Raw genomic sequence first — 11,597 nt, 5'->3', positions numbered from 1 at the left:
GGCGCGAAAACCGTCAACGAATTGCAAACATTGCAATGGGTGGCGTGTTTTTCGCAATTGCAAAATGACGTGCTGCACTGCACATAGAAAAGGCCTTTCAGGCATCCTCTCCTAAAACTTTCAGGCCGGTCCTTCTGGGATCGGCCTTTTTTTTGGTGATGGGCGCCTCATTCATGGGCTTGTTCCGCGATGCGGATATTCGGGCGGCATATTCCGCCGATGCGCCCACCTATGCGGCCTTATCCCTAAAACGGCGTGGACAAATTCAAGGCCCGAACTGAGCGATTTGGGTGGTTATCTGTCATTCCCCTATTCGTCACCCCGGGCTTGACCCGGGGTCCCGCTGCCTTTTCCAGCCGGGCACTCAGACAAGAAAGCGGGACCCCGGATCAAGTCCGGGGTGACGGTGGGGCAATGTCCGGAACTAGCCATTTCCCGACATCCGCATTTGTCCACGCCGCCTGGGACACACTGGGTTTAATCAAAAATGCACGCTGTTCCTGAGCCCATCGAAGGGCTCAGTCTACTCAACGCAAATGGTCCCAATATTGCCCGATGCCCGAAGGGCGAATTCGCGGCAAAGCATGATTCTTTCCATCTCGGTGCTTCACGCTGCATCTGACTTGGGTTAGTCCCCTCAGGACCAGCGACGGGGGCAGACATTCGGCAATGAGGGCGAAGCAGGTTTAATGGCGTTGACCCCTCTTGCTGCCGTGATCCTGGGCGTCGTACTGGCCTTGTGGCTGGGCGCGGCGATCTGGGCCTTGTCGAGCGGCCAGCGCAGGCGCCGCGAAGGCATGCAGGCGCAGGGAAAGCTGGACCGGCTGTCCGCCCTGATCGCCTCCGCACCCGCCGCGCCCATCGTGATCCATTCCGACGGACGGCTGGAAGCGGCCGACCGGCTCGCCAAATGGCTGGGCAAGGAGCGGGTGCCGGCCTTCGTGTCCGAACTGACCGCGCCGGACGGCGGCCTGGAACCCGATGACGCGACCGCCCTGGCGCAGGAGATCGCCGCCGCCCAGCGCGCAGGGCGCAGCTTCGCGCTGCCGGTGCGGGGCGTCGATTCGTCGCGGTTGCTGCTGGTGCGGGGCGCGCCGGCAGGGTCGGTGCTGGCCGAAAGCGGCGGGGTCGTCCTCTGGATCTTCGACGCGACCGACAGCCAGTCGGAAATCCAGACCCTCAAGGGCCGGGTAGAGCAGCTTCGGGAAGCCCTGGAGGCGCTGGCGGGCCTGGTGGAGGCGGCGCCCTTTCCCATGTGGCATCGCACGGCGGACATGCGGCTCAGCCTGGTCAACACGGCCTATGTCCGGGCGGTGGATGGAGAGAACGCCCGCGAGGTCATCGCCAACGGCACCGAACTGGTCGAGACGGTCGGCGGACTGACGCCGCAGGCCGCCGCCGCCCAGACCCTTGCCGACGGCACGCCTGTCGAGCGCATGGTTCCCGCGACCATCGACGGCGAAAGGCGGACCATCCGCGTGGTCGATGTCCCGCTGGGCGCGGCGGGGGTGGCCGGTTTCGCCTTGGACCAGAATGAACTGGAACAGGCCCGCGTCGAGCATCGGCGGCTGGAGGCGGCGCAGCGCGACCTGCTGGACCGCCTGTCCGCGGGCGTGGCGCGTTTCGGGTCCGACCGGGCGCTGCGCTTCTGGAACCAACCCTTCATGAGCCTGTTCGGGCTGGATCAGGAGCGATTGGCCGACAATCCGCCGTTCGAACGGGTGCTGGATCAGATGCGGGAGGCGCGGCGGCTGCCGGAAAATCGCGATTTTCCGGCATGGCGGGCGGAGCGGCGCGACTGGTTCCTCTCGCCCGATCCGCGCGAGGAGAATTGGCTGCTGGCCGACGGCACCCATTTGCGCGTCTATGCGCAGCCGCTGCCCGATGGCGGGCTGTTGCTGATCTTCGAGGACCGGACCGAGCAGGTCCAGTTGTCGAGCGCCCGCGACACGCTGCTCCGCGTCCGCACGGCGACGTTCGACAATCTGTTCGAATCGATCGGCGTCTTTTCCTCGGACGGCCGCCTGCACCTGTGGAACAGCCGTTTCCGTACGATCTGGGACGTTTCGGAGGATCTGCTGGCCCAGCATCCGCGCATCGACGAACTGATGCGGACGGTCCAATCGCGGCTGGCCAAGCCGCAGCAGGGCAACCTCGTCCGCGAACTGGTGCGCGCCGCCACGGTGGAGCGCAAGCAGCGCGTCGGCCATGTCGGCTTCGCGGACGGGCGCATCTTCGAATTCGCGGCGATCCCGCTGCCGGACGGCAATGCGCTGTTCACCATGCTGGACGTGACCGACAGCCGCCGCGTGGAGCAGGTGCTGCGCGACCGCAACGACGCGCTGGAGCAGGCGGACAAGGTGAAGACCGCCTTCGTCACCAATATGAGCTATGAACTGCGCACGCCGCTGACCACCATCGCCGGTTTCGCCGAGATGATGAGCGCGGGATATGCGGGGGAACTCAGCGCATCCGCGAAAGAATATGTCGACGGCATCCTGCAGAGCACCAACCGGCTTTCCATGCTGATCGACAATGTGCTGGACCTGACCCAGGGCGAGGCGGGGATGCTGCCGGTCGAAAAGGCTCCGGTTGACCTGGCGGTGGAGGCCCGCGACGCCGTGGCGCGGATAAAGGGCGACGCCACCGCCAAGGGGATCGACCTTGCCCTGTCGCTCCAGGCCAGCCTGGGCATGATACAGGGGGACAAGCGGCGGATCGGGCAGGCGTTGGACCATCTGCTGGAAAATGCGGTGCGCTATTGCAGCCGGGGCGGGCGAGTGCTGCTGCATGGCGACGGGACGGCGGACAATGCCCGGCTCGTCGTGTCGGACAATGGGCCGGGCATCAACGCCAAGCGGCAGGCGACGATCTTCGACGCATCCTCCCGGACGGAGCAGGCGCGCAATGGCGGCAAGGCGGGGATCGGCCTGCCGCTGGCCCGGCAATTGGCGCAGGCGCATGGCGGGACGCTGCAACTGGTTTCGGAGCCGGGGCAGGGCACCATGGTCGTGATCGAGCTGCCCCGTGGCTGAGAGCGGGATCGTCCTGACCGGCGAGGGGGAGATGCTGGCGTTCGGGCGCCGGCTGGCCGCTTTCGTCCGCATCGGCGACGTGATCGCGCTGGAAGGCGGGCTGGGCGCGGGCAAGACGACCTTGGCGCGGGGCCTGTTGGAAGGATTGGGGCTGGAGGGGGAAGCGCCAAGCCCCAGCTTCGCCATCGTCCAGCCCTATGACGTTCCGGAAGTCAGCCTGCCGGTCGCTCATGTCGACCTCTACCGGCTCGACGGGCCGGAGGAGGCCGAGGAACTGGCGCTGGACGAATATCTGACGGACAGCCTGCTGATCGTCGAATGGCCGGACCGGCTGGGCGAGAAGGCGTGGCCCGATGCCCTGCGCTTCCACATCGCCATCGAACCCGGCGGCGCACGGCGCTTGACAGCGGACGTGCCGGGCGCTTGGACGGAGCGATGGTCACAGATATGATCCCGCCCGCCGCCGCTCCCGCCTTTCTCGCGCAAGCGGGGTGGGAACATGCCGCCATCGTGCCGCTGGCCGGGGATGCGTCCTTCCGCCGTTATTTCCGGGTGATCGACGGCGCCCGCCGGGCGGTGCTGATGGATGCGCCGCCGCCGCATGAAGACCCGCGCCCCTTCATCGCCATTGCCCGGCATCTGACGGAGAAGGGCTTTGCCGCGCCCCGGATATTGGCGCAGGATCTGGACGAAGGGCTGGTCCTGATCGAGGATTTCGGCGACCTGCGCGTCAAGGAACATGTCGAGGATGCGCCGGAGGCTGAAAGCGACGTATATCGCCGCGCCGTCGACCTGCTGGCCGCCCTGCATCGCCTGCCTGCCGCCGATGTGCCGCCCTATGACCGTGAGGTCTATCAGCGGGAAGTGGGATTGCTGACGGAATGGTATTGCCCCGCCATCGGCCTGCCGGTGGATGAGGTGGGCTATGCCGCGGCATGGGACGCGGTGCTGCCCATCGTGGAGCGATCGGCCAGCCCCGTCGTCACGGTGCTGCGCGATTATCATGCGGAAAATATCATGCTGATCGACCGGGCGGAGTCGCATGGGCTGGGTCTGCTCGACTTTCAGGACGCGCTGGCGGGGCATCCGGCCTATGATCTCGTCTCGCTGCTCCAGGATGCCCGGCGCGACGTGTCGCCCGCGCTGGAGGCGGCGATGCTCGCTCATTATCGCGCCGTCGCCGACCCGCCCGCCGATTTCGACGCGGCCTATGCCGTGCTGGGTGCGCAGCGCAACGCGAAGATCATCGGCATCTTCACCCGCCTCTGGAAGCGCGACGGCAAGCCGCGTTACCTGAGCTTCCTGCCGCGCATGTGGGACCTGCTGGAGCGTGACCTCGCCCATCCGGCGCTGGCGCCCGTGGCGGCGTGGTTCGCGGCCAATATCCCGGCCGACAAGCGCCACCATGCTCTAGAGGACTATGCCCCCGCATGATCGACACGGCGATGCTGATGGCGGCCGGACTGGGCAAGCGCATGCGGCCGCTGACCGCGACCCGCCCCAAGCCGCTGGTCAAGGTGGCGGGCAAGCCGCTGATGGACCATGCACTGGACCGGCTGGCGGCGGGCGGCATCCGGAAGGTGGTGGTCAATGTCCATTATCTGGCCGACACGGTCGAGGCGCATCTGGCCGCGCACCATAATGGCATGCGGATCGCGATTTCCGACGAGCGCGGGAAATTGCTGGAGACCGGCGGCGGGCTGATCCACGCGAAGGAGCAGTTGGGCGACGCGCCCTTCTTCTGCGCCAATAGCGACAATCTGTGGATCGACGGGCCGCAGGAGACGCTGGGCATGATGCGGAAGCTCTGGAATCCGGAGCGGATGGATGCGCTGCTGCTGCTGGTGCCGCTTGCCCGCGCCCATTGCCACCGCGGGCCGGGCGATTTCCACATGGACGCGAACGGCCGCCTGACGCGGCGCAGGACGGCCCATGTCGCGCCCTTCGTCTTCACCGGCGTGCAGATCATGTCGCCCAGCTTGCTGGTCGATCCGCCGTCGGACGTCTTTTCCACCAACGTGTTCTGGAACCGGGCGATAGAGGCTGGGCGTCTCTATGGCGTATCGCATCAGGGGCTGTGGTTCGACGTCGGCACGCCGCAGGCCATTCCAGTGGTGGAGACGATGCTGGCCCATGGGTGATCGCACCCGCCCGGCTTTGTTCAACATCCCCGCGCATCGCGCCTTTTCCGATGCGCTGGTGACAGGCGTCCTGGCACAACATGGCGACGATCCGATGCGGCTGGCGCAGGGCATGATCCTGCTGCCCAACAATCGCGCCATCCGCTCGGTCAGCGACGCTTTCGTGCGGAAATCCGGGGGTGGGCTGCTGCTGCCGCGCCTTGTCGCGCTGGGCGATCCCGATCTGGGCGAACAGGTGGGCGGCGCGCTCGATCCCCTGGGGGAGGACGATCCCATCCCCCCCGCCATAGCGCCGATGCGCCGCCAGATGATCCTGGCGCGGATGGTGCAGCAGGCGTCCGCGCATCCGGTGGACGCGGGGCAGGCGTTGAAGCTCGCCCAGGCGCTTGGCGCGGTGCTGGACCAGATCCAGGTCGAGCGGCTTTCCGTCGCCGCGCTGGCCGATCTCACTTTGTCGGACGAATTGTCGCGGCATTGGCAGACGTCGCTCAAGCTGTTCGGCATATTGCTGGCGCAATGGCCGCAGGAACTGGCGCGGCTCGGCTGCATCGATCTGGCGGATCGGCGCAACCGGCTACTGGATCGGATCGCGGCGCGCTGGGCGAAGGCGCCGCCGGAGGGATTCGTGATCGCGGCGGGCATGTCGACCACTGCCCCGGCGATTGCCGGATTGTTGCGCCGGATCGCGCTGATGCCCAGAGGGGCTGTCGTCTTTGCCGGTCTGGATCAGGAGATGGACAGGGATGCGTGGGACGCCATCGGTCCCTTCGACGCCGATCCGCTGACCGGCCGGGCGCCCGCCGGGCATGAAACCCATCCGCAATATGCGTTGAAACGCCTGCTCGACCGGATGAGCGCGACCCGCGACGATGTGGCGCTCTGGCGCTGGGGCAGCGAGCATGACGCCCGCGCCGTCCGGGGACGCAACATCTCCAACGCCATGCTGCCGCCGCGCCTGACCAGCCGCTGGCGCGACCTGAAGACGGCGGACCGCTCGCTGGCCGGGGTGGAGGCGCTGGAGGTCGCGACGCCCGGAGAGGAGGCGCAGGCCATCGCCATCGCCCTGCGCGAAGCGGTCGAGACGCCGGGCCGCACCGCCGCGCTGGTGACGCCGGACCGGCAGTTGGCGACCCGGGTGTCCGCGCATCTGCGGCGCTGGGGCATAGAGGCCGACGATTCCGCAGGCCTGCCGCTGTCGCGCCTGCCGCCCGGAACCCTGCTGATCGCCATGGCGGAGGCTCTGGCGGAACGGTTCGCGCCGGTCGCGCTGCTGACCCTGCTCAAGCATCCGCTGGTCATGCGGGGGGAGGAACGGCTTGGTTGGCTGGAGGGGGTGCGCGGACTCGACCTGCTGCTGCGCGGGCCACGGCCGCAGGCGGGGATCGTCGGCCTGGACCTGTTGCTGGCGGAGCGGGACGGCGAAGACCGGCAGCGCGTCCTGCGCGCCCGCGCGCGGCTCTGGTGGGCGGAGGCCCGCGCCCTGTTGGAACCGCTGGAGCAGGCCTTTCTGGCCGCGCCCGGCCTTGCGGCGCAATTGGCGGCCATTCGCGAACATGCCGGTCGCCTGTCGCATGATGCGGTCTGGGCCGGGCATCAGGGCCATGCCGCCGCCGACCTCTTCGCCGAGATGGAGGAGGCCGCCAGCGAAGGGCCGCGTCAGGCCGACATTCGCGCCCTGCCTGCCCTGTTCGACCATCTTCTGGGCGGCGTGTCCGTCCGTCCGCCGCAGGGCGGGCATCCGCGCATCGCCATTCTGGGCCTGATCGAGGCGCGGCTGGTGCAGACGGACCTCATGATCCTGGGCGGGCTCAATGAGGGCACATGGCCGGGGCTGCCCGCGCCCGACCCCTGGCTGGCGCCGCGCATCCGGCGGGAGATCGGCCTGCCGGGGCTGGAAAGCCGCATCGGCCTTGCCGCCCATGATTTCGCCAGTGCGTTGGGAGCGCCGCAAATCCTGATCACGCGGGCGCGGCGGGGATCGGGCGGTCCGGCGGTCGCATCGCGCTTCTGGCTGCGGTTGAAGGCGATGGCCGGGCCGCAATGGAAGAGCGCCGACCGCTATGCCGCGCTGGCGCAGGCGATCGACCATGCGGCGGAGCACAGGCCCGCCAGCCGGCCCGCGCCGGTGCCGCCGCTGTCGGTGCGGCCGAAGGTCATTCCCGTCACCGATGTCGACCGGTTGAAGGCCGACCCCTATGCCTTCTACGCCAAGCGCATTCTGCGTCTGGCGCGGCTCGATCCGGTGGATGCCGATGCGGGACCGGCGTGGCGCGGCACGGCGGTGCATGAAATCCTGCAACAATGGGCGGAGGCGGGCAGCGGCGACCTCGCCGATCTGGAGGCGCGGGCGCGGGCGATGTTCGACCGGCCCGACGTGCATCCGCTGCTGAAGGCGCTCTGGCAGCCGCGCCTGATCGAGGCCATCCGCTGGATCGCCGCCGAGGTGGCGAGCGACCTTGCGGCGGGGCGCAAGATCCTCGCCGTGGAGATCGAAGGCCGGGCGGAGATCGCCGGGGTGACGCTGACCGGCAAGGCGGACCGCATCGACCTGCTGCCGGACGGGAAGCTGGGCATCGTCGACTACAAGACCGGCAAGCCGCCCAGCGCGCGCCAGGTCAAGGCGGGCTATGCGCTGCAACTCGGCCTGCTGGGGCTGATCGCGGAGCATGACGGCTTTCCGGGCACCCATCCGGCCCCGGTCGCGGGCGGCTTCGAATATTGGTCGCTCGCCAAGAAGGGCGATTCCTTCGGCTATCGCGAAAGCCCGGTCGATCCCCTGGGCAAGCGGGACAAGATCGTCACCGCCGACTTCACGTCCCAGGTCTATTCGCAGTTCGAGGATGTCGCCGCCGCCTGGCTTACCGGACAGGCGCCCTTCGACGCGCAGGTGAACCCGGAAGTCGCCAATTACGGCGATTATGACCAGCTCATGCGGCTGGAGGAATGGTATGGCCGGGACGATGGCTAAAAAGGCGAAGGCCCTGCAACCGCTGGCGGGCGCTCAGGCGCAGGCGGCCGCGCCCGACGCCCATGTGTGGCTGTCGGCTTCCGCGGGCACGGGCAAGACCCATGTGCTGACCGCTCGCGTGTTCCGCCTGCTGCTTCAGGGCGTGCGGCCGGAAAATATCCTGTGCCTCACCTTCACCAAGGCAGGCGCGGCGGAAATGGCGGATCGCGTTCATGACCGGCTCGCCGCCTGGGTGCAGATGAGCGGTCCCGCCCTTGCCGCCGACCTGATGGCGTTGGGGGAGGATCATGGGCAGGAAATGCAGGATGTCGCCCGGCGCCTTTTTGCCGAAGTGCTGGAATCGACTGGCGGCGGGCTGCGTATCCAGACGATCCATGGCTTTTGCCAGCAATTGCTGACCGCCTTTCCGCTGGAAGCCGATCTGCCGCCCGGCTTCCGCCCGCTCGACCAGCGGGAGCAGGCGGCGTTGGCGCGCCAGACGCTGGCCGACATGGCGGTGGTCGCGCAGCAGCAGGGCGACGATGCGCTGATCGAGGCTTTGCAGGCGCTCAGCCTACGGATGGGCGAGAGCGGGGCGGAGAATTTTCTGATGCGCTGCGCGGCGCGGCTGGATGCGCTGGAGGCTTTGCCTGAGGATATCGCCCCCTGGCTGCTGCGGGAATTGGGGCTGCCGGAGGGCGATATCGATGCCTATATCGCGGAGCAATGCGCGGACGACCTGTTTGATATGCGCACGCTGTCGTGGATCGCGCAGGCCAATGCGGATTGGGGGACGGGCCGGGCGCTGGAACGGTGCGACCGGATTGCGCGCTGGCGGAATCTGGGTCCGGCGGAGCGGGCGGCTGCGCTGACCGATCTTCATGGCGTCTGGGCCAAGGCGGATGGCGAACTCATCTCCACCGGCAAGGGATGGGCGCCGCAGGTGGACGGCTATGGCGACGCCATTGCGCTTATGCATGAATGTTGTGGTGAATTGCTGGGGCTTCGGATTCGGGCTGCCTATGCAATCCTATTGGCGAAGGGGTTGCATGCCGGGCGGGTCTATGCGCGGTCCTATGCGGAGGCGAAGCAGTTGGCGGGGGCGGTCGATTTCAATGACCTGATCGCCAATACCGCGCAATTGCTGTCTCAGCCGGGCATTGCCGACTGGATTCGGTATAAGCTCGACCAGCGGATCGACCATATTCTGGTGGACGAGGCGCAGGACACCAATGCCGATCAATGGCGGATCGTCCGGAGCATCGCCGAGGAATTTTTCACCAGCGAGTGGGAGCCGGGACAGAAGGTCCGCACCATCTTCACCGTCGGCGATTTCAAGCAGGCGATCTTCGGGTTCCAGGGCACCAGTCCCCAGAATTTCGCCGCTGCCCAGTTGCTGTTCGAACGGGATGCGCGGCAGGCCGGGCATCTCTTCCACGATCTGTCGCTGGAGCGCAGTTTTCGCTCGACGCCCGCCGTGCTGGATGTGGTCGACCGGACCATCGCGACGTTGAGCGCCGAGCGTTTCGGGCTGGAGGCGGGCGAAGTCCGGCATGTCAGCGCGAACCGCTTTCCCGGCGAAGTGCTGCTGTGGAAGCCGGTGATCGCGGGCCTGTCCGACGAGGCCGAGGGGGAGGAGGATTGGGCCGCCGATCAGGAGCGGGTGCTGGCGCAGACGATCGCGCGCCAGATCAGGCAGTGGATCGATGACGGGCTGATGCTGGAAAGCCGGGGCCGCCCGGTGACGGCGGGCGACATCATGATCCTGGTGCGCCGCCGCAGCGAACTGGCGCGGCTGATCGTGGCGCGGCTTTATGAGGAGAAGGTGGCGGTGGCGGGGATCGACCGGCTGCGCCTGAACGCGCCGCTGGCGGTGCGCGATCTGCTGGCGGCGCTGCGTTTTGCCGTGCAGCCGGAGGACGATCTGAACCTGGCCGCTTTGCTGGTGTCGCCGCTGATCGGGTGGACGCAGGATGAACTGATGGATCGCCTGATTAACCGCCGCGTCGGGCTGTGGCAGCATCTGACGCAGACGCTGGACGGCGCGCTGCTGGAGCCGTTGCGGGGGTTGCTGGGGCAGGCGGATTTTACCACGCCCTATCGCTATCTGGAGGCGATCCTGTCCGGGCCGATGGATGGCCGCCGCCGCCTGGTCGAGCGGCTGGGGGCCGAGGCCGCCGATCCGATCGAGGAGTTGCTGAACGCGGCGCTCGCCTTCGAGAATGACGATTATCCCTCGCTCCAGCGCTTCATCGACTGGTTCGACCGGGGAGAGGTGGAGATCGTGCGCGACGCCGCCGCGCAGGGCGACTCGCTCCGCCTGCTGACCGTGCATGGCGCGAAGGGATTGCAGGCGCCCATCGTCATCCTTGCCGACGCCTGTCTCGATCCGGACGCGGGCAACCGCGCCGGCTCGCTGGAGTGGAACGGCCTGCCGATCATCGCGCCGCGCAAGGGGGAACGGCATGGGGAGATCGGACGGGTGGCGGAGGAAGCGAGCGCCGTCGAACGGGCCGAACATTGGCGCCTGCTCTATGTCGCGCTGACGCGGGCGGAGGAAAAACTGGTCGTGACCGGATCGCTCGGTCCCAGGGCCAAGGGGGAGGTCAAGCCGGAGAGCTGGTATGCCGCCGTCGAAGGAGCATTGATCTCCCTCGATGCGGAGTGGGAGGCCGATCCGCTCTGGGGGGCGCGGCGCAAGTGGCGGGGCCATGAGACGCTTCCCCCGAAGGCCGCGGAGGCGGACGTTGCCGAAAACGGCGCTGATCACGACGAGCCAGGCTGGCTTCGCAAGCCCGCTCCCGCAGAAGCGCGGCCGCCGCGCCCGCTGGCTCCCTCCGCCGCCGTGGAGGACGATGTGCCCTATCCGCCGCCCACCCCTGCGATGCGCGATGCGGCCGAGCGGGGGCGTTGGCTGCACCGGCTGTTCGAGCGGCTGGCCGAGGTGCCGCCCGGCGACCGCCGCGCCCGCGCCGACAAATGGCTGGCGCAGCAGGGGCTGGGCGATGCGGCGCGGCGGCATGACGTCATCGAACAGGCTTTGCGCGTGATCGAAGACCCGCAATATGCCGGGCTTTTCGGGCCGGACGCGCTGGCCGAGGCGCCCATCGCCGCCGTCGTGGGGGAGGCGGTGATCGCCGGAACCGTCGACCGGCTGCGCATCGGCGAGGATCTGGTGCAACTGGTCGATTTCAAGACCGGCCGCATATCGCCGCTCGCGGTGGAGGAGGTGCCGCTGGCCCATGTCCGGCAGATGGCGGCCTATGCCGCCGCGCTTCAGGTGATCTTCCCTGGACGCCGGATCGAGGCCGGGTTGCTCTACACGTCGGCGCCGCGGCTGATCGCCTTGCCGACGGAATTGCTGGCCCGGCACAAGCCCGGCTTTCCGCCCGCGCAGGAGAATTTGCCGCTCCCGCCCGTTGAGACGGATGCGTCACCATCCTAAATATCCGCCAACCGAAGGAGATTCCCAAA

The 11,597-nt window shown here is 67.9% G+C and carries 6 protein-coding genes; all 6 read left to right on the top strand.

Annotation, left to right across the window (positions count from 1 at the left end; all coding sequences use genetic code 11):
• Positions 1 to 689 precede the first annotated feature (689 nt).
• Genes SIDU_RS06550 through addA form a run of 6 tightly spaced genes read left to right on the top strand, consistent with a single transcriptional unit; the run spans position 690 to position 11,568 of the window.
• On the top strand, positions 690 to 3,035 hold the full coding sequence (locus tag SIDU_RS06550) for a sensor histidine kinase (protein WP_039980499.1): 2,346 nt from the start codon (positions 690 to 692) through the stop codon (positions 3,033 to 3,035).
• A complete protein-coding gene (gene tsaE, locus SIDU_RS06545) occupies positions 3,028 to 3,486 on the top strand; it encodes a tRNA (adenosine(37)-N6)-threonylcarbamoyltransferase complex ATPase subunit type 1 TsaE (protein WP_007689101.1) in 459 nt (152 codons plus the stop codon). Before SIDU_RS06550 ends, tsaE begins: the two co-directional genes overlap by 8 nt.
• Entirely contained in the window at positions 3,483 to 4,469 is a 987-nt protein-coding gene (locus SIDU_RS06540; protein ID WP_007689103.1) for an aminoglycoside phosphotransferase family protein, read from the top strand. The genes tsaE and SIDU_RS06540 overlap by 4 nt, the downstream gene beginning before the upstream one ends.
• Positions 4,466 to 5,176, top strand: coding sequence for a nucleotidyltransferase family protein (locus tag SIDU_RS06535; RefSeq protein WP_007689105.1), 711 nt, complete (start codon positions 4,466 to 4,468; stop codon positions 5,174 to 5,176). The genes SIDU_RS06540 and SIDU_RS06535 overlap by 4 nt, the downstream gene beginning before the upstream one ends.
• Positions 5,169 to 8,144 (top strand): double-strand break repair protein AddB, encoded by a 2,976-nt coding sequence (gene addB, locus SIDU_RS06530; RefSeq protein WP_007689107.1) that lies wholly within the window; start codon positions 5,169 to 5,171, stop codon positions 8,142 to 8,144. Before SIDU_RS06535 ends, addB begins: the two co-directional genes overlap by 8 nt.
• Positions 8,125 to 11,568, top strand: coding sequence for a double-strand break repair helicase AddA (addA, locus tag SIDU_RS06525; protein ID WP_007689109.1), 3,444 nt, complete (start codon positions 8,125 to 8,127; stop codon positions 11,566 to 11,568). Before addB ends, addA begins: the two co-directional genes overlap by 20 nt.
• Positions 11,569 to 11,597 lie beyond the last annotated feature (29 nt).

The organism is Sphingobium indicum B90A, assembly GCF_000264945.2.
GTDB lineage: Bacteria > Pseudomonadota > Alphaproteobacteria > Sphingomonadales > Sphingomonadaceae > Sphingobium > Sphingobium indicum.
This window is presented reverse-complemented; position numbering and strand designations above follow the sequence as displayed.